The organism is Polaromonas sp. C04 (assembly GCF_002002705.1).
In the GTDB taxonomy this organism is placed as follows: Bacteria; Pseudomonadota; Gammaproteobacteria; order Burkholderiales; family Burkholderiaceae_C; genus Rhodoferax_A.
Genome location: NZ_MUNS01000033.1, coordinates 62,255 through 85,443 on the forward strand (window position 1 = coordinate 62,255; position 23,189 = coordinate 85,443).

General features: G+C 66.0%; 18 protein-coding genes. 5 read left to right on the forward strand and 13 right to left on the reverse strand.

Features of this window, described 5'->3' with window-relative positions:
- Window positions 1–246: 246 nt before the first annotated feature.
- Together B0E49_RS12975 and B0E49_RS12980 are read left to right on the forward strand one after the other, a co-directional pair.
- Window positions 247–3,117, forward strand: coding sequence for an aconitate hydratase (locus tag B0E49_RS12975; RefSeq protein WP_077562622.1), 2,871 nt, complete (start codon window positions 247–249; stop codon window positions 3,115–3,117).
- Between the two features lie 62 nt (window positions 3,118–3,179).
- Window positions 3,180–4,415: an FAD-dependent monooxygenase gene (locus B0E49_RS12980; RefSeq protein WP_077562623.1), complete on the forward strand. Its 1,236-nt coding sequence runs from the start codon at window positions 3,180–3,182 to the stop codon at window positions 4,413–4,415.
- Between the two features lie 69 nt (window positions 4,416–4,484).
- Here B0E49_RS12980 and kynA read toward each other — a convergent pair whose 3' ends face one another.
- The 11 genes from kynA to B0E49_RS13035 form a co-directional block, all read right to left on the reverse strand.
- Window positions 4,485–5,321, reverse strand: a complete 837-nt coding sequence (gene kynA, locus B0E49_RS12985) for a tryptophan 2,3-dioxygenase (RefSeq protein ID WP_174571100.1) — start codon at window positions 5,319–5,321, stop codon at window positions 4,485–4,487.
- Window positions 5,321–6,637 carry a kynureninase gene (gene kynU / locus B0E49_RS12990; RefSeq protein ID WP_077562625.1) on the reverse strand — a complete coding sequence of 439 codons (1,317 nt, stop codon included), beginning with the start codon at window positions 6,635–6,637 and terminating at the stop codon, window positions 5,321–5,323. The genes kynA and kynU overlap by 1 nt, the downstream gene beginning before the upstream one ends.
- Window positions 6,638–6,672: 35 nt before the next feature.
- On the reverse strand, window positions 6,673–7,302 hold the full coding sequence (kynB, locus tag B0E49_RS12995; RefSeq protein ID WP_077562626.1) for an arylformamidase: 630 nt from the start codon (window positions 7,300–7,302) through the stop codon (window positions 6,673–6,675).
- Between the two features lie 166 nt (window positions 7,303–7,468).
- A complete protein-coding gene (locus tag B0E49_RS13000) occupies window positions 7,469–9,775 on the reverse strand; it encodes an NADP-dependent malic enzyme (protein WP_077562627.1) in 2,307 nt (768 codons plus the stop codon).
- 236 nt (window positions 9,776–10,011) lie between these two features.
- Window positions 10,012–11,487 (reverse strand): nucleobase:cation symporter-2 family protein, encoded by a 1,476-nt coding sequence (locus tag B0E49_RS13005; protein WP_077562628.1) that lies wholly within the window; start codon window positions 11,485–11,487, stop codon window positions 10,012–10,014.
- Window positions 11,488–11,625: 138 nt separating this feature from the next.
- Window positions 11,626–12,333, reverse strand: coding sequence for a GntR family transcriptional regulator (locus B0E49_RS13010; RefSeq protein ID WP_077562629.1), 708 nt, complete (start codon window positions 12,331–12,333; stop codon window positions 11,626–11,628).
- A gap of 32 nt (window positions 12,334–12,365) precedes the next feature.
- Window positions 12,366–13,685, reverse strand: coding sequence for a C4-dicarboxylate transporter DctA (locus tag B0E49_RS13015; RefSeq protein ID WP_077562630.1), 1,320 nt, complete (start codon window positions 13,683–13,685; stop codon window positions 12,366–12,368).
- Window positions 13,686–13,868: 183 nt separating this feature from the next.
- The gene (locus B0E49_RS13020) at window positions 13,869–15,092 is read right to left on the reverse strand and encodes a M20 family metallopeptidase (RefSeq protein WP_077562631.1); all 1,224 of its coding nucleotides are present in this window, start codon (window positions 15,090–15,092) and stop codon (window positions 13,869–13,871) included.
- A complete protein-coding gene (gene uraD, locus B0E49_RS13025) occupies window positions 15,089–16,867 on the reverse strand; it encodes a 2-oxo-4-hydroxy-4-carboxy-5-ureidoimidazoline decarboxylase (protein ID WP_077562683.1) in 1,779 nt (592 codons plus the stop codon). Before uraD ends, B0E49_RS13020 begins: the two co-directional genes overlap by 4 nt.
- Before the next feature lie 2 nt (window positions 16,868–16,869).
- Window positions 16,870–17,820, reverse strand: a complete 951-nt coding sequence (puuE, locus tag B0E49_RS13030) for an allantoinase PuuE (RefSeq protein ID WP_077562632.1) — start codon at window positions 17,818–17,820, stop codon at window positions 16,870–16,872.
- A gap of 9 nt (window positions 17,821–17,829) precedes the next feature.
- Window positions 17,830–18,495 carry a GntR family transcriptional regulator gene (locus tag B0E49_RS13035; RefSeq protein WP_502688707.1) on the reverse strand — a complete coding sequence of 222 codons (666 nt, stop codon included), beginning with the start codon at window positions 18,493–18,495 and terminating at the stop codon, window positions 17,830–17,832.
- Between the two features lie 95 nt (window positions 18,496–18,590).
- On the opposite strand from B0E49_RS13035, the gene uraH reads away from it, so the two are divergent.
- The gene (gene uraH, locus B0E49_RS13040) at window positions 18,591–18,941 is read left to right on the forward strand and encodes a hydroxyisourate hydrolase (protein WP_077562634.1); all 351 of its coding nucleotides are present in this window, start codon (window positions 18,591–18,593) and stop codon (window positions 18,939–18,941) included.
- A gap of 14 nt (window positions 18,942–18,955) precedes the next feature.
- Here the strand turns inward: uraH and B0E49_RS13045 are convergent, their stop codons facing one another.
- Window positions 18,956–19,510, reverse strand: coding sequence for a hypothetical protein (locus B0E49_RS13045; protein WP_286137997.1), 555 nt, complete (start codon window positions 19,508–19,510; stop codon window positions 18,956–18,958).
- 110 nt (window positions 19,511–19,620) lie between these two features.
- Between B0E49_RS13045 and xdhC the strand changes: the two genes are divergently transcribed.
- Together xdhC and B0E49_RS13055 are read left to right on the forward strand one after the other, a co-directional pair.
- Entirely contained in the window at window positions 19,621–20,421 is an 801-nt protein-coding gene (gene xdhC / locus B0E49_RS13050; RefSeq protein ID WP_077562635.1) for a xanthine dehydrogenase accessory protein XdhC, read from the forward strand.
- Window positions 20,422–20,604: 183 nt separating this feature from the next.
- Window positions 20,605–21,822, forward strand: a complete 1,218-nt coding sequence (locus B0E49_RS13055; RefSeq protein ID WP_077562636.1) for a urate hydroxylase PuuD — start codon at window positions 20,605–20,607, stop codon at window positions 21,820–21,822.
- A gap of 23 nt (window positions 21,823–21,845) precedes the next feature.
- Here the strand turns inward: B0E49_RS13055 and B0E49_RS13060 are convergent, their stop codons facing one another.
- The gene (locus B0E49_RS13060; RefSeq protein WP_077562637.1) at window positions 21,846–23,147 is read right to left on the reverse strand and encodes a TRAP transporter large permease; all 1,302 of its coding nucleotides are present in this window, start codon (window positions 23,145–23,147) and stop codon (window positions 21,846–21,848) included.
- Window positions 23,148–23,189 lie beyond the last annotated feature (42 nt).

Here is a 23,189-nt window from a genome sequence, read left to right on the forward strand (position 1 = left end):
CGTCAATGGCGAAAAGCCCGCTTCGGCGGGCTTTTTCCTTTTGATGGCGGCAGTGCCGCCATCGTCCGTTGAAACGGCCATGACGCCGACGCACTCGCGCGTGGCAACGCAGGCGGTTTGAAAATGTCTTTCGCGGGTACCACAATAGGAGGCACCCACACCATCAGGACATCGGGCCGGCCTGAAGCGCCGGCACCCGGATATGGCCACAATGGTGCGCTAACGCCAACAACACAGGAGAGTCAGATGAAAACCGCGGCACATCCTTTTGCATCCACCGTCAAGTCTTTCAAGACGGCGTCGGGTAAAACCGGCAGCTTTTACTCCCTGCCGGCGCTGGCCCGGCAGTTCCCCGGCATCGCGCGGCTGCCGGTGTCGCTGCGCATCGTGCTGGAGTCGGTGCTGCGCAATTGCGATGGCAGGAAGGTCACGGCCGAGCATGTGGCGCAGGTCGCCAACTGGGGCCCTGTCGAGGACCGCACCGACGAAATCCCGTTCGTGGTGGCGCGCGTGATGCTGCAGGACTTCACCGGCGTGCCGCTGCTGGCCGACATCGCCGCCATGCGCAGCGCGGCGGTGCGACTCGGCAAGGACCCCAAGCGCATCGAGCCGCTGGTGCCGGTCGATCTGGTGGTGGACCACTCGGTCATGGTCGACTACTACGGCATCCAGAATGCGCTGACGCTGAACATGGAGCTCGAATTCAAGCGCAACCGCGAACGCTACGAGTTCATGAAATGGGGCATGCAGGCGTTCGACACGTTCCGCGTCGTGCCGCCGGGGGTGGGCATCTGTCACCAGGTGAATCTGGAATACCTGGCGCGCGGCGTGCACAAGACCAAGGACCATGTTTACTACCCCGACACGCTGGTCGGCACCGACAGCCACACCACCATGATCAACGGCATTGGCGTGGTCGGCTGGGGCGTGGGCGGCATCGAGGCGGAGGCCGCCATGCTGGGCCAGCCGGTGTACCTGTTGACGCCCGATGTGGTCGGCATGGAACTGACCGGGCGGCTGCGCGAGGGCGTGACGGCGACCGACCTGGTGCTGACCGTGACGCAGGTGCTGCGCCAGCACAAGGTGGTGGGCAAGTTTGTCGAATTCTTTGGCGAGGGCACGCGCACGCTGGCCGTGCCGGACCGGGCCACGCTGGGCAATATGTCGCCCGAGTGCGGCGCCACCGTCAATTTCTTTCCGGTGGACGAGAAGACCCTTGAGTACTTTGCCGGCACCGGGCGCAGCAGGGACGAGATCGAGGCGTTCGAGGCCTACTTCAAGGCGCAGGGGCTGTTCGGTGTGCCCAAATCGGGCGAGATCGATTACTCGCAGGTGATCCGGCTCGATCTGGGCGATGTGACGCCCAGCCTGGCCGGTCCGAGGCGTCCGCAGGACCGCATCGATCTGGGCAAGATGAAGAGCCAGTTCGCCACGCTGTTTTCCAAACCCAATGCCGAGAATGGCTTCAACCAGCGCGCCGAGCGGCTGGACACGCGCTACCCCGTGCACACCGCCGTCCCGCGCACCAATGGTGCCCCACTGGCACCACCGCTGCCACTGGGGGCCGCGCGTGACGTGGCGGAAATGGTGCTGAACCGGCCCACGCTGGAATCGAGCAAGGCGCACGCCGGCGTGCCCGAGCCGATGGAGCGCGACATCATGCTGGGCCATGGCGATGTGCTGATCGCCGCCATCACGAGCTGCACCAACACCTCCAACCCCAGCGTGATGCTGGCGGCGGGCCTGCTGGCCAAGAAGGCAGTGCAGGCGGGCCTGCGCGTGCAGCCGCACATCAAGACCTCGCTGGCGCCAGGCTCGCGCATCGTCACCGAGTACCTGACCCAGACCGGCCTGATGCCGTACCTGGAGCAGTTGGGCTTCGGGCTGGTCGGCTACGGCTGCACCACCTGCATCGGCAACTCGGGCGACCTGACGCCGCAGCTGAACGACGCGATCAACCAGCACAACCTGGTGTGCGCGGCCGTGCTCTCGGGCAACCGCAACTTCGAGGCGCGCATCCACCCGAACATCAAGGCCAACTTCCTGGCCAGCCCGCCGCTGGTGGTGGCGTTTGCGATTGCCGGCACCGTGCGGCGCGACCTGATGACCGAGCCGGTGGGCCAGGGCACCGGGGGCAAGGACGTGTACCTGGGCGACATCTGGCCGAGCAGCGACGAGATCTACAAGCTCATGAAGTTCGCGATGAACGGCAAGGCGTTTCGCGAGAACTACGCACGCATCGCGAGCCAGCCCGGCGCGCTGTGGGAGGAGATCGAGGGCGTGGCGGGCGAGGCCTATGCCTGGCCGCCCAGTACCTACATTGCCGAGCCGCCATTCTTCGACGGGTTTGCTCTTGAAGAAGGCGCCTCCAGGTCGGATGCGGTCGGGGCGATCGAGGTGAAAGGCGCCAGAATCATGGCGCTGTTCGGGGACTCCATCACGACCGACCACATCTCGCCGGCCGGTGCGATTGCGGAGAAATCGCCGGCCGGCCAATGGCTTTTGAAAAACGGCGTGGCCAGGGCCGACTTCAACAGCTACGGTTCGCGCCGCGGCAACCACGATGTGATGATGCGCGGCACCTTTGCCAATGTGCGCATCAAGAACCTGATGGTGCCGCCCGGCCCCGATGGCTCGCGCGAGGAGGGCGGCATCACGCTGCTGCAGCCCGACGGCGCCAAGATGTTCATCTACGACGCGGCCATGAAGTACATGGCGGCCGGCGTGCCGACCGTGGTGTTCGCGGGTGAGGAGTACGGCAACGGCTCGAGCCGCGACTGGGCCGCCAAGGGCACGCAGCTGCTCGGCATCAAGGCGGTGGTGGCCAGGAGCTTCGAGCGCATCCACCGCAGCAACCTGGTGGGCATGGGTGTGCTGCCGCTGCAGTTCAAGGGGGCGGACTCGTGGCAATCGCTCGGACTCACGGGCAACGAAGTGATTGCCATCACGCCGCACCCCGACCTCAAACCGCAAAGTGACGCCAGGCTCGTGATCACGCGCGCCGACGGCAGCAAGACCGAGGTCACGTTGACGCTGCGCATCGACACGCCGATCGAGGTGGACTACTACCGCAACGGCGGCATCCTGCCGTTTGTGCTGAGGCAGTTGCTGGCCTGAATCCCTGCGGGGCGGCCATTCGCTGCGTTCGCGGGCCGTAAAGCAGGGCAAAATCTGCCTGCATGATTCGGCAGGCATTGATTTCAGGCGGTGGCATTGGCGGGCTCGCGGCGGCGCTGGCCTGCACGCGCGCGGGCTGGGAGGTGCGGCTGTTCGAGCAGGCCGCCCGGTTCAGCGAGGTGGGCGCGGGCATCCAGCTCGGACCGAATGTGACGCGTGTGCTGCAGGGCTGGGATCTGGCCGGGGCGCTGGCCCAAGCCGCCGCCTTTCCCGATCGGCTGCAGGTGCGCAACGCCGTCTCGGGCCACGAGCTCGGCGTGCTGCCGCTGGGCGACGCGATGGTGCAGCGTTACGGCGCGCCCTACGCCACGGTGCACCGGGCCGACCTGCATCAATTGCTGCTCGACAAGGTGCGGCAGCGCATGGATGCGACGCTGAATCTCAATTTCCGCCTGGCACGCTTCACGCAAACCGGCGATGCCGTGACGGTGCAAGGCCGGGTGCGGTCCGGCGAAGAAATTGGCAAGAAGCCGCCAGCCTGGGGCCCGCAAATCGAGGGCGACGCCCTGATCGGGGCCGACGGCCTGTGGAGCCCGGTGCGCCAGTGGCTGCTGGGCGACGGGCCGCCGCGCGTCACCGGCCATCTGGCGTATCGCGCGCTGCTGCCGCAGTCGCGCCTGCCCGAGCGGCTGCGCAGCCAGCACGTCACCGCGTGGCTGGGGCCGCGCCTGCATGTGGTGCAGTACCCGGTGCGCGGGGGCGAGTGGCTCAACGTGGTCGGCATCGTGCAGGGGCGGCTGGATGCGGCCAGCAGCGCGGATCTGGACAACTGGGACCACGCCACCAACGCCCAGGCGCTGCGCGCCGCGCTGGCAGGCACCTGTGCGCCGCTGCAGGACCTGATCAACGCCATCGACGCCTGGCGCCTGTGGGTGCTGTGCGACCGCCCGCCCTTGCAGGGCGCGCAGCAGCAGGCGCAGGGGCGCGTGGCGCTGCTTGGCGATGCGGCGCACCCGATGCGCCCGTACCTGGCGCAGGGCGCGGGCATGGCGATTGAAGACGCGGCCGAGCTCGGGCGCGTGCTGGGCCAGGCGCTGGACCCCGCGCTCGATGTGCCGACCATGCTCGCCCGTTACGCACTCAATCGCTGGCAGCGCAACGCGCGGGTGCAGGCCCGCGCGATTCGCAACGGGCAGATTTTTCATGCCGACGGGCTGGTGCGCTGGGGGCGCGACGCGGCGCTCAAGCTGCTGGGCGAGCGGCTGCTGGATCTGCCGTGGCTGTACGGTGGGACGTAGTCTACGATTGGTTTGCTATTTATTTAGTAGCTACCTGCGAAGATTTTATATGGGCTACAGCCTCTTTTCTTATAAATCCGTGCGCAGCTTCCAGAGCTCGGGGAACAGCACCACCTCGAGCATCTTGCGCAGATAGCTCACGCCGCCGGTGCCGCCGGTGCCGCGCTTGAAGCCGATGATGCGCTCCACCGTGGTCACGTGCTTGAAGCGCCAGACGCGAAATGCGTCTTCCAGGTCGGTCAGCTTCTCGCCGAGCTGGTACAGGTCCCAGTAATGGTTCGGGTCGCGGTACACGGTGAGCCAGGCCTGCTCGACCGCGTCACTGGCCTCTCGCGGCTGGGTCCAGTCGCGCTCGGTTTGGTCAAAGGGCAGCGGCAGCCCGCGGCGCGCGAGCAGGCGCAGCGCTTCGTCATACAGCGACGGCGCCTCGAACGCGGCGCGCACCATCGCCAGCCGCTGCGGGTTGTGCTGGTGCGGACCCAGCATCGCCGGGTTCTTGTTGCCGAGCGAGAATTCGATGCAGCGGTACTGCGCGCTCTGGAATCCGCTCGATTGGCCGAGGTAGGGGCGGATTGCACTGTATTCGGGCGGCGTCATGGTCGCGAGCACGTCCCAGGCGTGCACCAGCTGATCGAAGATGCGACTGACCCGCGCGAGCATCTTGAACGCCGGCGGCAGCTCGTCGCGGGCCAGGCAGCGCACCGCGGCGCCCAGCTCGTGCAACATCAGCTTCATCCACAGCTCGCTGGTCTGGTGCTGGATGATGAACAGCATCTCGTCGTGCGCCGGCGACAGGGGATGCTGCGCATTCAGCACCTCGTCGATGTGGAGATAGTCGCCATAGCTCATCGACTGGCTGAAGTCCAGCTGGGCCTTTTCTTCGATCACGATTTGTTCGTTGCTCATCACGTCACCGCCATTTTCTGGTTGAATTCGGCTCGCTGCCATTCGCCGCTCTCGAGCACCTGCCGCAGCTGCTCGACCGCCTGCCAGACATCTTCGAAGCCGAGGTACAAGGGCGTCAGGCCAAAGCGCAGGATGTCCTGGTTTCCCGTTCGTCCTGAGCCTGTCGAAGGATCGCCCGCGCGGAAGTCCCCGATCACGCCGCGCGCAATCAGCGCCTGCACGATGGCGTAGGCGCCCGAGGCGGCGCCGGGCTCCTTCGGATTCGTGCGCGTCAGGCAGACCTGCGAGCCGCGCTGTGCATGCGCGCGCGGGGTGGCCAGGCCCAGGCCGTGGCCGGCGCAGCGCTCGAGCGCCAGTTCGATGAACAGGTCGCTCAAGGCCAGCGACTTGGCGCGCAGGGCCGCCATGCCGCCAAAAGGCTCGGCCGCCAGCACGGTGTCGAGCCCGCATTCCAGCGCCGCCAGGCTCAGCATCGGCTGGGTGCCGCACAGGTAGCGTGCGATGCCCGGCGCCGGACGGTACTCGGGCGTGAACTCGAACGGCGCGGCGTGGCCCCACCAGCCCGCCAGCGGCTGCCAGAACCGGTCGGCGTGTTTGGGATTGACCCAGACGAAGGCCGGCGCGCCCGGTCCGCCGTTGAGGTATTTGTAGCCGCAGCCGATGCTGAAGTCGGCCCTGGCCGCATTCAGGTCCACCGGCACGGCGCCCGCGCTGTGCGCCAGGTCCCAGACCGTGAGGGCGCCGGCTGCATGCGCTGCCGCGGTGACCGCCGCCATGTCGTGCATCGCGCCCGTGCGGTAGTTGACGTGGGTCAGCATCAGTACCGCGACCTCGGGCGTGAGGGCCGCCGGTATTTCTTCCGGCTCGACCAGTTGCAGGCGCAGGCCGCGCTCGGCGCACAGCGCCTGCGCGATGTAGAGATCGGTCGGGAAGTTGCTGCGTTCGCTCACGACCAGCTTGCGCTGCGGCGCGTCCTGCGCGGCAATGTGCAGCGCCGCGCTCAGCACCTTGTACAGGTTGATCGAGGTGCTGTCGGTCGCCACCACCTCGCCCGGCGCGGCGCCGATCAGGCGCGCGATCTTGTCGCCCAGGCGCTGCGGCATCTCGAACCAGCCGGCGCTGTTCCAGGAGCGGATCAGGCCGCTGCCCCATTCCTGCGTCACGACCTCGGCGATGCGGGCCGCCGCCGTTTTGGGCAACACGCCGAGCGAGTTGCCGTCGAGGTAAATCACGCCGGGGGGAATGGAAAATTGGTCGCGCAGGGAGCGCAGGGGGTCTTGTGCATCGCGCTGCTGGCAGTCTGTCAAGCTGGTCATGGTGTTCTCAAAATAAAGAGGGCTGGGGAGTGGCTTCAGAGTTCACGCAGGATCGCGCGCACCGGCGAGGCATCGGCGCGCACCAGCTTCAGCGGCAGGGCGATCAGTTCGTAGTCGCCCTCGGGCACGGCATCCAGCACCAGGTTTTCCAGCACGCGCAGCCCGTGCTGCAGCAACTGGTGGTGCGAGGGCAGGTCCTGGCTGGTCGCCGGGTCCACGCTGGGCGTGTCGATGCCGACGAGCGCTACGTTTTTGGTAGCTAACAGCGCAATGGTCTCGGGGGCGATCGCCGTAAAAGATGCCCAATCCTGGCGGGCCACGGCTGAGGTGCGCAGCAGCACGCGCGCGGGCAAGGCGGGCAAGGCGTGCAGGGCGTGCTCGATGTGCCGTGGCAGCACCAGCGGCCCGCAGGCTATGCAGTGGATCACGCGGCACGGGCCCAGGTACGGCAGCAGATCCACGGCGCCAATCGCCGCTGCGCCATGGGCATAGTGCATGGGCGCATCGGCGTGTGCCCCGGTGTGGGGCGAGAACGTGAGCGTGTTGACGTTGACCGGGCAGCCCGGCCCGAGCGCAAAGTGCAGTTGCTGCGAGTACGCCGCGTCGCCGGGAAAAACGGCGGCGTGCTCGTCAACGGCGGGTGAAATATCCCAGATCTTTTTCATCGCCGGGCCGCCCCAAGATGAAAAAGCGCCCCCTCGGGGGGCAGCGACCACACGAAGTGGGAAGCGTGGGGGTCATTTTTCATGGCGATGTGAAGGTATCACCGCGAAAAAGACCATGGTGTCGGTTATTTCCAACAGCCCGGATAAATAGGGGGGACTGGTTCGCCTACCGATGGGCGGCCGAGGTCGCCACCGCCAGCGCCGTCATGTTTACCACGCGCCGCACGGTGGACGACGGTGTCAGCACATGCACCGTTGCGGCCGCGCCCAGCAGCACCGGCCCGATCGTGACGCCGTGGCCGCCCGTCATCTTGAGCACATTGAACAGGATGTTGGCTGCGTCCAGATTCGGGCAGATCAGGATGTTGGCCTCGCCCGACAGCCGCGTGTCCATCAGCGATGTGCGCCGCACCTCCTCCGACAGCGCCGCGTCGCCATGCAACTCGCCATCGGACTCCACGTCGGGCGCCATCTTCGCAAACAGTTCCTGCGCCAGCCGCATCTTGCGCGCCGAGGCGCGGTTCGAGGAGCCGTAGTTCGAGTGCGACAGGAACGCCACCTTGGGCGGAATGCCGAAGCGCCGGATCTCCTCGACCGCCATCAGCGCGATGCTGGCGAGTTGCTCGGCGCTCGGGTCTTCGTTGACGAAGGTGTCGGCGATGAACAGCGTGTGGGTGTCCAGCATCAGCGCGTTCACCGTGGCGAAGCCGGAAGCACCCTCTTTGAGCCCGATGATGTCGCGCACGTGCTCCAGGTGGATGTCGAAGCGCCCCAGCAGGCCGCACAGCATGGCATCGGCGTCACCCAGTTTGACCATCAGCGAGCCGATGGTGGTGGTGGAGCGGCGCACCGCTGCCTTGGCGGCCTCCGGCGTCACGCCGCGCCGGCCCATGATGTGGTGGTAGGTTTCCCAGTACTGGCGAAAACGGTGGTCGTCCTCGGGGTTCACGCATTCCACGTCGCGCCCGAGCTTGAGCCGCAGGCCGGCCTTGGCAATGCGGGTTTCGATCACGGCGGGGCGGCCGATCAGGATCGGGCGCGCGAGGCCTTCGTCGAGCACCAGTTGCACGGCGCGCAGCACGCGCTCGTCTTCGCCTTCGGCATAGGCCACGCGCTTTTTCTCGTCAGGCACGGCCTGCGCGGCGTTGAACACCGGCTGCATCACCATGCCGGTGGAGTAAACGTGGCGCGTCAGCTGCTGGCGGTAGGCGCGCATGTCGGTGATCGGCCGGGTCGCCACGCCGGAATCCTGCGCGGCCTGCGCCACCGCGGGCGCGATGCGCAGGATCAGGCGTGAATCAAACGGTTTCGGGATGATGTAGTCGGGGCCGAACACTAGCTCCTGGCCCACGTAGGCGTGCGCGACCTCCTCGCTGATGTCGGCCTTGGTCAGGTCCGCGATCTGGCGCACGCAGGCCAGCTTCATGGCCTCATTGATCGTGGTGGCGCCGCAGTCGAGTGCGCCGCGGAAGATGTAGGGAAAGCACAGGACGTTGTTGACCTGGTTCGGGTAGTCCGAGCGGCCGGTGGCGATGATGCAATCGGGGCGCACGGCCTTGGCCAGCTCGGGCCGGATCTCGGGCTCGGGGTTGGCCAGCGCCAGGATGATGGGTCGGGGCGCCATGGTCTTGACCATCTCCTGCGTCACCACACCCGGCGCCGAGCAGCCGAGAAACACGTCGGCGTTGTGGAACACGTCGGCCAGCGTGCGCGCGCCGCTGTCTTTTTGCGCATAGCGCGTCTTCGAATCGTCGAAGCCGCCGGCGCGGCCCTGGTAGATCAGGCCCTTGGAGTCGCACGCGTAGATGTTCTTCGCCTGCGCCCCGAGGCCGACCATCACGTCCAGACAGGCCAGCGCGGCGGCGCCCGCGCCCGACACCGCGATCTTGACGTCCTCGATCTTCTTGCCCACCAGTTCCAGTCCGTTCAGCATGGCCGCCGCCGAGATGATCGCGGTGCCGTGCTGGTCGTCATGGAACACCGGGATCTTCATGCGCTCGCGCAGCTTCTTCTCGATGTAGAAGCACTCCGGCGCCTTGATGTCTTCCAGGTTGATGCCGCCCAGCGTGGGCTCCATTGCCGCGATGATGTCGACCAGCTTGTCCGGGTCGGGCTCGGCCAGTTCGATGTCGAACACGTCGATACCGGCAAACTTCTTGAACAGACAGCCCTTGCCTTCCATCACGGGCTTCGCCGCCAGCGGGCCGATGTCGCCCAGGCCGAGCACCGCCGTGCCGTTGGTAATCACGCCGACCAGGTTGGCGCGCGAGGTGTATTCGGCCGCGAGCGTCGGATCGGCCTCGATGTCGAGGCAGGGATAGGCGACGCCGGGCGAGTAGGCCAGGGACAGGTCGCGCTGGTTCGACAGCGGCTTGGTCGGCGTGATGGAGATCTTGCCGCGCACCGGACTGCGGTGGTATTCGCGGGCGGCGTCGCGCAGGGCGGCCTCGGCGGGGGAGATGGAATCGGTCATGAGTGCCTCCAGTTGTTGTGTCGACGAAAAAAGAGGCTACCGCAAAGCGGGGCCTCTTTCATGGTTATGGACTTGCGCAATGGAAAAAATTTGTCGCCGTGATGCCTCTGGCGCGCAACCGGACGCATCGCCCGGCGCCGGTATCTTTATCTCATGGTTGTATGCGAAAAGACCCTGTAGCCCATAGCCAATATGCACTGGAAGCTATCAAGTTAATAGCATACGCAAGATGCCGATCAGTGCGCGTCGGCCTGGCGCGCGGCGGCGACGGTGGCCTCGGTATCTTGCTTGGCGCCATTGAAGTACAGGTTCAGCAGCACGGCGGCGATGGAAGTCAGCAGGATGCCCGATTCGATCAGCGGGTGGATGGCATGCGGCATCCATTGCTTGAAATTGGGGGCAATTAGCGGCACCATGCCGACGCCGATGGCGATGGCCACGATCAGCGAGTTGTAGCGGTTGGTCTTGAAGTCCACTCCCGCCAGAATGCGGATGCCGGTGGCGGCCACCATGCCGAACATCACCAGGCCCGCGCCGCCGAGCACCACGGTGGGCAGCGACTCGACCAGCGCGCCCATCTTGGGCAGCAGGCCCAGCACAATCAGGATGACGCCGCCGGCCACGCAGACGAAGCGGCTGCGCACGCCGGTGACGGCGACCAGCCCCACGTTCTGCGAGAAGCTGGTGTACGGGAAGGTGTTGAAGATGCCGCCGATCAGCGTGCCCAGGCCGTCGGTGCGCAGGCCGCGCGCCAGGTCGGGCTGCTCGATCTTGCGCCCCGTCATCTCGCTCAGCGCCAGGAACATGCCGGTGGACTCGATCATGACCACGATCATGATCAGGGACATGGTGAGAATCGACACCACGTCGAAGATGGGCATGCCGAACTGGAATGGCAGCACGATGTCGAACCAGGCCGCCTTGCCGACCTTGTCGAAGGTCATCAGGCCGATGGCGGTGGCCAGGACGCCGCCGACCACGATGCCGATCAACACCGAAATGTTGGCCAGAAAGCCCTTGGTGAAACGGCAGATCAGCAGGATCGTGGCGAGCACCACCGCGGCAACGCCCACGCCGGTCAGGTCGGCGTATTTCGGATTGGGGACGGTCGGGATGATGGCCAGTCCCTTGGGCACGGCCGGCAGGGCCGAGCCGGGCGCGGTCGCGTCGGCCAGCCACTTCAGGTAGGCCGGGTCCACGACATTCGGCGCGGTCGGGCCGAACGGGTTGCCGAAAATCCAGTTGATGCCCACGCGCATCAGCGTGATGCCGATGATCGCAATGATGGTGCCGGTGACCACCGGCGGAAAGAACCGCAGCATGCGGCTGACAAAGGGCGCGATCAGGATCGAGATGATGCCGGCGCCGATGATGGAGCCGAACAGGATCTGCGCGCCGCTGGGGCCGGGGTTGGCGTTGGCGATGGCGACCATCGGCGAGACGGCGGCAAAGGTGACGCCCATCATGACCGGCAGCTTGATGCCGAACCAGCGCGTGGCGCCCAGTGACTGGATCAGCGTGGCGATGCCGCAGCAAAACAGGTCGGCGGAGACCAGCATGGCCACGTGCTCGGGGCTGAGATTGAGCGCGCGGCCCACGATCAGCGGCACTGCCACGGCGCCGGCGTACATCACCAGCACGTGCTGCAGGCCCAGGGCGGTGAGTTTGCCCGCAGGCAGATGCTCGTCAACGGGGTGAACGGTTTCGGTCATGGTGCGTCCTGTCGTGCAGTGAAGAGGTGTGCACGAAACTGTATACACTTTACAGGCGCCCACGTATAGCGGTAAACCCTAGGATTGAGGAGGCTGCCGGATAAGGCAGTTTTGACTGTTTTGAATGGAATGGCGCCGTCAGCGCGCGGCGCGCCCGGTGCGCAGCGTCATGGGCGTGAGCGCGGCCTGCAGCCGGCCCTGCACGGGCGGAGCCCCGGGATTCAATGCTTCCTCCACATGGCCGATGTGCGTTAGCATGCGCTGGCGCGCCAGCGCAAAATCGCCGGTTTCCAGCGCCGCGACGATGTCCGAATGCTCGGCGCACGACTGCCGCGCGTCGTGCTCGGACTGGTACAGCGTGGCCACCAGCGTGGTGTGCGCGGTCAGGTCGCGCAGCACGTCGCACAGCATGCGATGGCCCATGCATTCCGCCAGGCACACGTGGAAGTCGGCCAGCAAAAAGGCGCGGGTGGCGGCATCGGCATCCGCAATGGCCTGCTCTTCCTGCACGATGTGCTGGCGCAGCGTGCGCACCACCGACTGCAGGGGCCTTCCGTCGGGATGGTCGTCGGCCACGGCCGAGAGAATGCCCGCCTCGACAATGCGCCGGGCCGAGAACGCATCCCTGGCTTCTTCGAGCGAAGGCTCCACCACGTACCAGCCCCGGCGCGAGCGGACCTCCACAAAGCCGCGCGCCTGCAATTGCATCAGGGCCTCGCGGATCAGGGTGCGGCTCACGCCGAACAGGTCCGCCAGATCCTGCTCACCCAGCCGCTCGCCCGGGGAGAGCCGCTGGGACAGGATGGACTCGACCACGCGCCGGGCTATTTCCGAGGGACTGGCCATGGCAACTCCGTTATTTTGGGTCGTGGCATGAATCAGGCGACGGCGGGCTGACGCGCGATCTCGACATCGATGTCGTCCTCGGTGGCGGGCACCGGCTGGCCGTCGAGGACGGCGTGGGCCCGCTCGCGGTCGATGTCACCCTCCCAGGCGGCCACCACCACGGTGGCGACGCAGTTGCCGGTCAGGTTGCCCAGGGCGCGCGCGATGCCCATGAACCAGTCCACCGACAGCACCATCACCAGGCCGATGGCCGGAATGTCGGGAATCGCCTGCAGCGTGGCGGCCAGCACCACGATGGCCGAGCCCGGCACGCCGTGCGCGCCCTTGGAGGTGATCAGCGCGACCGCCAGGATGGTCAGCAGGTGGCCCATCGTGATGTGCGTGTTGGTGGCCTGCGCGATGAACACGGCGGCCAGCGTGATGTAGATCGAGAAGGCATCGAGGTTGAACGAGTAGCCCGTGGGGATGACCAGGCCGACCGTCGAGTCGCGGATGCCCATGCGCTTGAGCTTGGACATGACCTGCGGCAGCACGGCATCCGACGAGGTGGTGGCGAGCACGACCATCAACTCCTCGCGCAGGTAGCGCAACAGCTTGAAGATGTTGAAGCCCGCCACGCGCAGGATCAGGCCCAGGATCACGACCACGAAGATGACGACCGCGCCATAGAACAGCGCCACCAGCATGCCCAGCTGCCTGAGCGAGCCGATGCCGTAGCCGCCGACCGTGAAGGCGATGGCGCCCAGCACGCCCAGCGGCGCCAGCTTGATGAGGATGCCCATGATCTTGAAGATGACGTGCGAGAGCGCTTCGATGAAGGTCTTCACGGGGGTGCCGCGTTCGCCCAGCAGCGACAGCGCGCAGCCGAACAGGATGGCGAACAGCAGGACCTGCAGCACGTCGCCGGTAGAGAACGCGTTGCCCACGGTGCTGGGAATCAGCTTCATCAGGAATTGCACCGTGCCGCCGCCGGTGAGCTTGCTGGCCGTCTCGGTGTAGGCGCTCAGCGCGGTCGGGTCCAGCGTCTTCGGATCGATGTTCATGCCGACGCCGGGCTGGAACACGAAGGCCAGCAGCAGGCCGAGCCCCAGGGCCACGGTGGTGACGAGTTCGAAATAAATCAGCGCCTTGACACCGACCCGGCCCACGCGCTTGAGGTCGCCCGCGCCCGCGATGCCATGCACCACCACGCAGAACACCAGGATCGGGATGATCATCTTGATCAGCTTGATGAAACCGTCACCGAGCGGCTTGAGTTGAACGGCGAACGCGGGCCAGACAACGCCGATGATGACGCCGGCCACCAGGGCCAGCAGGACCTGTCCGAACAAGGACTTGAAAAACTTTTGCATCGCAGTCTCCAGGAATGGAATTAGTGCATGCAAGAGTCAAATACAAATCTTGCATGCAAGAAATGTAGACAATCCACTGAAAACCGGATTCAGGGTTATCCCGTGTTATTCGGCACCCTCCGGTTAAAACTGTTTGGATTCAGGTGCGGCCATCGGGCGCACGAGCGCCCGGGGCCGCGGCGCTTAGCCGAGCAGGTCGCGCAGGGTGCGCGCAATCACCTTGGTGGCGCGGCGCAGGTCTTCCAGTTCGAGCCGCTCGTCGGACCGCTTGGCGTGCGACTCCAGCACGGTGCGCGGCCCGGCGCCGTAGATCACGCCGGGGATGCCAGCCTCGGCGTACAGGCGCACGTCGGTGTACAGCGGCGTGCCCATGGCGGGAATGGGCTGGCCGAAAATCTGCTCGCCATGCTTCTGGATCGCCGCCACCAGCGGCTGGTTGCCGGGCAGCGGCTTCATGGCATTGGCCAGCAGCAGGCGCCGGATGTCCACCGTGATGCCGGGCAGCGTGGCCGCGGCGTCGGCGATCACCTGGCGGATCGTGGCTTCGACCTGCGCCGGGTTCTCTTCGGGGATCATGCGCCGGTCCAGCTTGAAGATGACCTTGCCGGGCACCACGTTGGTGTTGGTGCCGCCTTCGATGCGGCCCACGTTGAGATACGGGTGGTTGATGCCCACAACCTTGGATGTGACCTGCTGGTACAGGATGTTCTGGGCATACAGCGCATTGAGGATTTGCACCGCACCCTGCAGCGCATCCACGCCGGTGTCGGGCACGGCGGCGTGCGCCATTTTGCCGTGCACGGTCACTTCGAGTTGCAGGCAGCCGTTGTGCGCCGTCACGACCTCGTAGCTGAAGCCTGCGGCAATCAGCAGGTCGGGTTTTGTGAGCTTGTTTCGCAGCAACCAGCCCGGCCCCATCTCGCCGCCGAACTCCTCGTCGTAGGTGAAGTGCAGCTCCACCGTGCCGTTCAGTTTGGCCTGCAGCGCCTCGAGCGCACGCACGGCAAAGGTGAAGGTGGCGAAGTCGCCTTTGCTCACGGCCGTGGCGCGGCCGTAGATCTTGCCATCCACGATCTCGGCGCCGTAGGGCGCCTTGGTCCAGCCCTCGCCGGGCGGCACCACGTCGCCATGCGCGTTGAGGGCAATCGTGCGACCCTTGCCATAGGGGCGGCGCACGATCAGGTTGGTGATCGATTCCATGCCGTAGGCGCGCACGTCGGCCTGCGGCACGGCATGCTTTTCGGCCTCGAAGCCGAAGCCCTTGAGCAGTTCGGCCGTGCGCTCGGCGTGCGGCGCGTTGTTGCCGGGCGGCGTGTCGGTGGGCACGCGGATCAGCTCCTGCAGGAAGCGCACTTCTTCGTCGAAGTGGGCGTCGATCCAAGCGTCCAGTTTTTCATAATCGGTCATTTCATCTCCGCGGCAAGGTTGTCAAGAAGCTGTTGGAAGGCCTCGACCGCGAGCTGCATGTCGTCGCTGGTCGTGCTCTCCAGGGGGTTGTGGCTGATGCCGGCGTTCTCGCCACGCACGAACAGCATGGCCTGCGGCATCACCTCGTGCAGCTTCATGGCGTCATGGCCTGCGCCACTGGGCATGCGGTACAGCGGCGCGCCCAGGGCGTCCACGGCGCGCTCCCAGCGCTGCTGCCAGGCGGGTGCGCTCGGTGCGGCGGCGGCACGTATCGTTTCTTCCAGTTTGTGGTGCAGGCCGCGCCGCTCGCAGATGCGCGCCAGCTCGGCGCACACGTCGGCGATACAGGCATCGCGCACCTCGTTGGTGGTGGCGCGGATGTCGATGCTGAACTTGCAGCGCCCGGGCACCACGTTGATCGAGCCGTTGGGCACTTCAAGCATGCCCACGGTGGCCACCAGGTGCGGCACCGCGCCGCCGCGTTTTTCGACGTACAGCGCCAGCTCGGCGGCGGCCGTGGCGGCGTCACGGCGGCGGTCCATCGGCGTGGTGCCGGCGTGACTGGCCATGCCGACGATCTCGGCGAGATAGCGCACGTTGCCGTTGATCGAAGTCACAATGCCCAGCGGCAGATCGAGTTCGTTGAGAACCGGCCCCTGCTCGATGTGCACCTCGACGAAGCCGAGGTACTTCGATGCGTCGCGCCTGAGCTTGGGGATGTCGGCTATGCACAGGCCCGCATGCTCCATCGCTTCGCGCATGCTGACGCCGTCGGCGTCCTTTTGCTCCAGCCAGTTCATGTCGAAGTGGCCCGTCAACGCACCCGAGCCGAGGAACACCGCCTTGTAACGCTGGCCTTCCTCCTCGGCAAAGCCGACGACCTCGAAGCCATAGGGCAGGCGCCGGCCCTGGTGGTGCAGTTCGCGCACGCAGGCCATCGGCACGAAGATGCCCAGGCGTCCGTCGTACTTGCCGCCATTGCGCACGGTGTCGTAGTGGCTGCCGGTCAGCAGGCGGCGGGCGGCCGGGTCACTGCCGTGGTAGATGCCGACGACGTTGCCGACCGCGTCGATCGCGACCTCGTCGAAGCCGCACTCCTCGCGCATCCAGTGCGACAGGCGCTGCGCGCAGGCGCGGTGTGCGTCGGTCAGGTAGGTCACGGTCAGCTCGCCGCGCTCCGCGTAGCCGGGGTCGCTGTGCACCGTCAGCCGCTCGGCCCAGTCCCACACCAGATTGCCGAGCTCGGGCGTGTCGCCGAACACGTCGTGCAGGCGAATTTCGGCGATGCGGTGGATGTTGCGCAGGCACTCGGCCAGTTCAAAATCCGGATGATTCTCCAGCCGGCGCTCGAAGGTCTTGAGGATGTCCCGCTTGTTCAGGCCCGTGCCGCGCGGCCCGCGCACCGCCAGCACGAACGGGAAGCCGAACCTGGCGTTGTAGGCGGCGTTGAGCTGCCGGATTTTCGTGAGCTCGTCGGGCGTGCAGTCGGTCAGGCCGGCCCGGTTCTGCTCGTTCGCCGATGCGGCCGTGAGTGTTCCGGCCAGCATGGCCTTGCCGGCCAGTTCGGGGTGGGCGCGGATCAGCGCGACTTGTGCGTCGCGGCTGGCGTCCGCGACGACGCGGGCCATCGCATGCTTGAGCTGCGCCAGCGAGCGGAACGGTCGTGCGGCAAGCGCCTGCTCGGCGATCCAGGGGGAGTGCTCGTACAGGCCGTCGAGCATCGTCAGGGCCTCGCCCTTGGAGGCCGCATTGAGTTGGGAGAGCGTGATGGCCATGGTCATCCTTGGTAGGGGTGAACTTGTTTCCAGTGCCGCGCGAGGTCGACACGCCGGCACACCCAGACGCGGTCGTGCTTCGCAATGTGATCCAGAAAGCGCTGCAGCGCCACGATGCGCCCGGGCCGGCCCAGCATGCGGCAGTGCATGCCGATGCTCAGCATCTTGGGCCGGTCCTCGCCATCCGGGTCGCCCTCGGCGTAGAGCGCATCGAAGCTGTCGCGCATGTACTGGTAGAACGGCTCGGCGTGCGAGTAGCCCTGGGGCAGCGCAAAGCGCATGTCGTTGCAGTCGAGTGTGTACGGCACGATGAGCTGCGGCACCACCGTACCGTCGCTCTTGCGCACCTTCATCCAGAACGGCAGGTCGTCGCCGTAGTAGTCGCTGTCGTACTCGAAACCGCCGTAGTCGGCCACCAGCCGGCGCGTGCGCGGGCTGTCGCGCCCGGTGTACCAGCCCAGCGCGCGCTCGCCGGTGAGCTGCTCGATGGTCTGCATGGCCAGGCGCATGTGCTCGCGCTCGGTGGCTTCGTCAACGCCCTGGTAGTGGATCCAGCGCCAGCCGTGGCAGGCGATTTCGTGGCCCAATTCCTTCATGGCGCTGGCGACTTCGGGGTCGCGCCGCAGCGCCATGCCGACGCCAAAGACCGTGAGCGGCAGGCCACGCTTTTCGAACTCGCGCAGGATGCGCCAGACACCCGCGCGCGAGCCGTATTCGTAAATGCCTTCCATGCTGATGTGGCGCTCGGGAAAGCTCGCGGGATTGAACATCTCGGAGAGAAACTGCTCGGAGCCGGCGTCGCCATGCAGCACGCAGTTCTCGCCGCCTTCTTCGTAGTTGAGCACGAATTGCACGGCAATGCGCGCGTTGCCGGGCCACTGCGCGTGCGGCGGGTTGCGGCCGTAGCCCTTGAGGTCGCGCGGGTAGGGCAGGGTGCTGTCGTAGGTGTTCATGATGCGGGGTCAGGACAAGGCCATGGAAATATCGCTGGTGGGCACCTTGCGATCGAAGGTCAGGTTCTCTTCAACGTGCAGCAGGTGCTCGTTCATCAGGTGCACGGCACGCTCTTCATCGCGCGCGGCCAGCGCCTTGATGATCTCGGCGTGTTCTTCATTGGAGTGCCGGGCGGCGCTCGCGCTCTGGTACATCAGCGTGATCAGCGCGCAGCGCGCCACCAGCTTGCCCAGAATCTGCGCCAGCACCTGGTTGCCCATGAGCTCGGCCATGCGCACATGAAAGTCGCCCAGCAGCTCGGTGCGGCCCGCCACGTCCTCGTGCTCGACCGCTGCCCGCTCCTGCGCCACATGTTCCTTGAGCGCGCGGATTTTGGCCGGCGTGACCTCGCGCACAAAGGCGCGCGTCATCTCGGCCTCGAGCATGCGGCGCACCGCAAAAACCTGCCTGGCCTCGGCAACGGGCGGTGCCGCCACGAAGGCGCCGCGCGCCGGCTCCATCCGGATTAGCCGGTTTTGCGCCAGCTGGAACAGCGCCTGGCGCACCAGCGTGCGCGACACGCCGAAGTGGTCCGCCAGCTTCTGCTCGGCGAGTTTGGCGCCGGGCTGCAGGCGGTGCTCGACGATGGCACGGGTCAGCGCATCGACAATGAAACTGGTGCTGGACGGTTGCATGAAGGGCATGATAGCGTCATTTTTAAAAAGTGTATACACTTCTGTCGACCAAATTTGGCGCTTTGCCGTTGGACCCTTATGGATCGGAATACACCATGGGCTTGAGCACACATGTACTGGACACCATGCACGGTTGCCCCGCGGCCGGCATGGCGGTGGAGTTCTACAGCACGCAGGGCGACACGACGACCCTGATCCGCAAACTGACGCTCAACAGCGACGGGCGCACCGACGCCCCGCTGTTCGACAGCGCCAGCCTGCGCCAGGGCACCTACCGCCTGGTGTTCGACGTCGCGGGCTATTTCAAGGCGCGTGGCGTGGCGTTGCCCGAGCCGAATTTTCTGGGCCGGGTGAGCCTGGACTTCGGCGTGGCCCACACCGATCAGCACTACCACGTCCCGCTCCTGGTCAGCCCATGGAGCTACTCGACCTATCGCGGCTCCTGAGCCGCGGCACCATGCTACTGCGGCTCTTCCCCGATTTGCCCTTCGGTCAGCGTGTCGAGCTGGAAGCGGCCGCTTTTGTCCCACAGCCAGACGTCGGTGTAGGTGACCTGACCGAGCCGCTGCGGCGCCGGGAACGGCGCCGCCTGGCGTACCGTGCGCTCGATCTCGGCGATCACTTCGGGGGCCTGGGTGGGCGCGCGCATCCAGCGCGTACGCAGTACCCGGCCCCGGCCGTCGATGTCCACCTGCAGCACCCCGACGGCGTACAGCATGGGCGGCAGCTTGCCCTTGTAGATCCTGTCGGCGTTGAGGGCATACAGGTGACGTGCCGCGTCACGACGGTATTCGCGGGCCGTGGTCGCAGTGGAAGCCCGTGGCGCGGTACTCGCACCTGGCACAAAGGGTGCCACGGGTGCCGCGGGTGCGCGCGCAGGCGCCAGACTTGGTGCCGTCGTGCAGCCGGCGATCAGAGCCGCTGCTGCGGCGCAGCCGGCACCCAGCAACAGGCGCCGGTTCGGGACGGGCGCCGAAGCGGTCTTTCGAAGCCGGAGGGGAGGGGTGTGATTCATATTGGCGGCAGGCACGAGATGGCTGAACGGGTTTTAAAAGGCTCGGAGCATACTTTGCCTGAAATCAGTCGCGGCGCGCGCTACAGGTTCGCGCGCAGAGGTATCGGTTTGTGAATAAGACAGAAGTTTTCTTCTCCCGGCTCGCGGGTGAGGGCGCGGTGCTGGTCAGCGTGGCGTCAACCAAAGGCTCGGCACCGCGCGAGCGCGGCGCCTGGATGGCGGTGTTCGCGCAGGACCTGATCGGCACCATTGGGGGTGGTCATCTGGAGTTTCAGGCCATCGACGCTGCGCGCGCGCGCCTGGCCGGTGCGCCGGGCGAGCCGGTGCTGCGCTTTGCGCTGGGCCCGAGCCTGGGCCAATGCTGCGGCGGTGTTGTGCACCTGCAGTTTGAATGCGTCACGCTGGCCGATGTCCCGGCGCTGCGCGAACGGCTGGCACCCCGCCTGCAGCCGGTCGCGTTGTTCGGCGGCGGCCATGTGGGCGCCGCGCTGGCCCGCGTGATCGCCATGCTGCCGTTCTCGCTGACCTGGATCGACAGTCGCGATGGCATCTTTCCGCAAGACGTTCCCGCCGACGTCCGCTGCGAATATTCCGATCCGGTGCAGTCCGCGGTGAAGGACCTGGCACCGGGTTCGCGCGTGATCATCATGAGCTTCAGCCATGCCGAGGACCTGGACATCGTGGCGGCCTGCCTGCAGCGCCAGCGTGCGCGGGCCGACCTGCCCTATATCGGTCTGATCGGCAGCAAGACCAAATGGGCCACGTTCCGGCACCGGCTCGAGGCGCGCGGTTTCACGGCCGAGGAGCTGGCGCACATCACTTGCCCGATCGGCGTGCCCGGCATCCAGGGCAAGGAACCTGAGGTGATTGCCGTGGGCGTTGCCGCGCAATTGCTGCAGCTCCAAATCTAGGGTTTGTACTGAGTCGCCGGCACGGCAAGGCGCTGGAGCCCGGACGGAAAAGTGTATACACTTCTCGTGTACAGGTCGCAGCGGGGCACAAATTTTGTAGTTCGCGGCCGGATTTCTGCTCAGAGCGCCCGCAGTGGTGAGCAGGTTGGAAAAATGCGGCTTCGCGCCGCGAGGTTGAGAGACATGCAAAGTTACTATCTCGACTGGGCCAACCTGCTGCTGCGCTGGGTCCATGTCATCACCGCCATCGCCTGGGTGGGCTCCTCGTTCTATTTCGTTTTTCTGGACAGCAGCCTGACGCCGCCGGTCGACGAGGACCTCAAAAAACAGGGTGTCAGCGGCGAACTCTGGGCGCTGCACGGCGGCGGCTTCTACCACCCCGTCAAGTTCAATGTCGCGCCGCCCAGACTGCCCGACCATCTGCACTGGTTCTACTGGGAAAGCTATACCACCTGGCTGACCGGCTTCAGCCTGTTCACCGTCTCCTACCTGTGGAGCGCCAACATCTACCTGATCGACAAATCGCTCATGGACTGGGCGCCGGCCGCGGCCATCGCGGCGGCGCTGGCCTTCCTGGTGGTGTTCTGGCTCTTGTACGACGGCATCTGCCGCGTGTTCGGCCAGCGCAACAACGGCGACGCCATCGTCGGTGCGCTGGTGCTGGTGCTGGTGTGCGTGGCGTCCTGGCTGGCCTGCCACCTCTTTGCCGGGCGCGCCGCCTTCCTGCTGGTGGGCGCCATGATGGCCACCTCGATGAGCGCCAATGTGTTCTTCTGGATCATTCCAGGCCAGCGCAAGGTCGTGGCGTCCATCAAGGCCGGGCAGCCGGTGGACCCGATCCACGGCAAGCGCGGCAAGCAGCGCAGCGTGCACAACACCTATTTCACGCTGCCGGTGCTGTTTGCCATGCTGTCCAACCACTACAGCTTTGCCTACAGCAACCCGAACAACTGGCTGGTGCTGATTCTCATGATGTTCGCCGGCGCCGCCATCCGCCAGTTCTTCGTGATGCGCCACGGCTTCAAACTGGGGCGCAACGGCAATCCGCTGCCGTATGCGCTGGCCGGCATGCTGGTGATCGCGGGTGTGATCGCCTGGATCAGGCCGGCTGCTACCAACTCCGTAGCTACAAGTGCAGGCGCCACGGGGGCTACAGCCGATGTTTCCTTCAAGGATGTGCAAAAAATCGTGGAGCAGCGCTGCTATATGTGCCACGGCGCCACGGTGCAGATGAAAAATATCCGCTTCGACTCCCCGGCGCTGATCAAGGAACACGCGCAGGACATGTACCAGCAGGTCGTGGTCACTAAAATCATGCCGATGAACAACGCCACCGGCATGACCGACGAGGAGCGCGCGATGTTCGCGCGCTGGTTCAAGGACGGCGCCAAGACCGAATAGGACGCGCGGGTATCCCGGATGTGTCAGCCCATGTGCTGCGGCAGCCACAGCGCGATGACGGGGAACGCAATCAGGATGACCAGCCGGAGGATGTCGGTGGCGATAAAGGGCAGCACGCCCTTGAAGATGGTGGTGAAGCTCACGTCTTTCACCACGCTCTTGATCACGAACACGTTCATGCCCACGGGGGGATGAATCAGTCCGAGTTCGACCGTCATCACGATGATGATGCCGAACCAGATGGGGTCGAACCCCATCGCGGTGATGACCGGAAAGACGATGGGCACCGTCAGGATGATCATCGCCATCGCGTCCATCAGGCTGCCCAGAATCAGGAACGTCACCATCATGAGCGCCAGCACGCCGTAGCGGCCGATGCCCAGTGAGGTGAGGAATTCGGTGAGCTTTTGCGGCGTCTGCGTGATCGTGAGGAAGTAGCCGAACAGCAGCGCGCCGATCAGCACCGTGAACACCGCCGCCGTGGTGCGCGTGGCCTGCAACAGCGCGTCGCGCGTCTTCTTGCGATCGAGCTTGCCGCGCAGCACGCCCAGCAGGTAGGCGCCGCTCGCGCCCACGCCGCCCGCCTCGGTGGGTGTGAAGAATCCCCCGTACAGGCCGCCGATGACGAAGATGAACAGGGTCAACGGCGCCCACACCGTCTTGAGCGCCTGGGCCCGCTCGCCCCAGGGCCTGCGCTCGCCGGCCGGCAGCAGGTCCGGCCTGAGCTTGACGATGAGATTGATGGTGATCACGTACATCGCCATGGCCAGCAGGCCCGGCAGGATGCCGGCCATGAAGAGCTTGCCGATGTCCTGTTCGGTGAGGATGGCGTAGACCACCAGCACGGTCGAGGGCGGCAGCATCGCGCCCAGCGTGCCGCCGGCCGCGATCACGCCGGTCGAAAACGACTGCGGATAGCCGAAGCGGCGCATCTCCGGATACGCGACCACGGAGAAGGTGGCGGCGGTCGCCACCGAGGAGCCGCAGATGGCCGCGAAGCCACCGCAGGCCACGATGGTGGCAATGCCCAGGCCGCCGCGCAGGTGGCCGATGAAGGCGTCGGCCGCCCGGAACATTTCCTTCGACAGGCCCGACGCGGACACGAACGCGCCCATCAGCATGAACATCGGAATCACGCCGAAGGTGTAGTCGGTGACGGTGCGCATCGACGTGAGGCTGACCAGCTTCATGGCCGGCCCGCCGCCGACGATGTAGCTGTAGCCGGTCACGCCCACCAGGCCCATCGCCATGCCGACCGGCACGCGTGCCAGCATCAGGATGAACAGCACGGCGAAGCCGACCAGGGCCACCATGTCGTTGCTCATCGCGCGCCCCCGGAAACAAGGTGAATCGTCATGTATTCCATC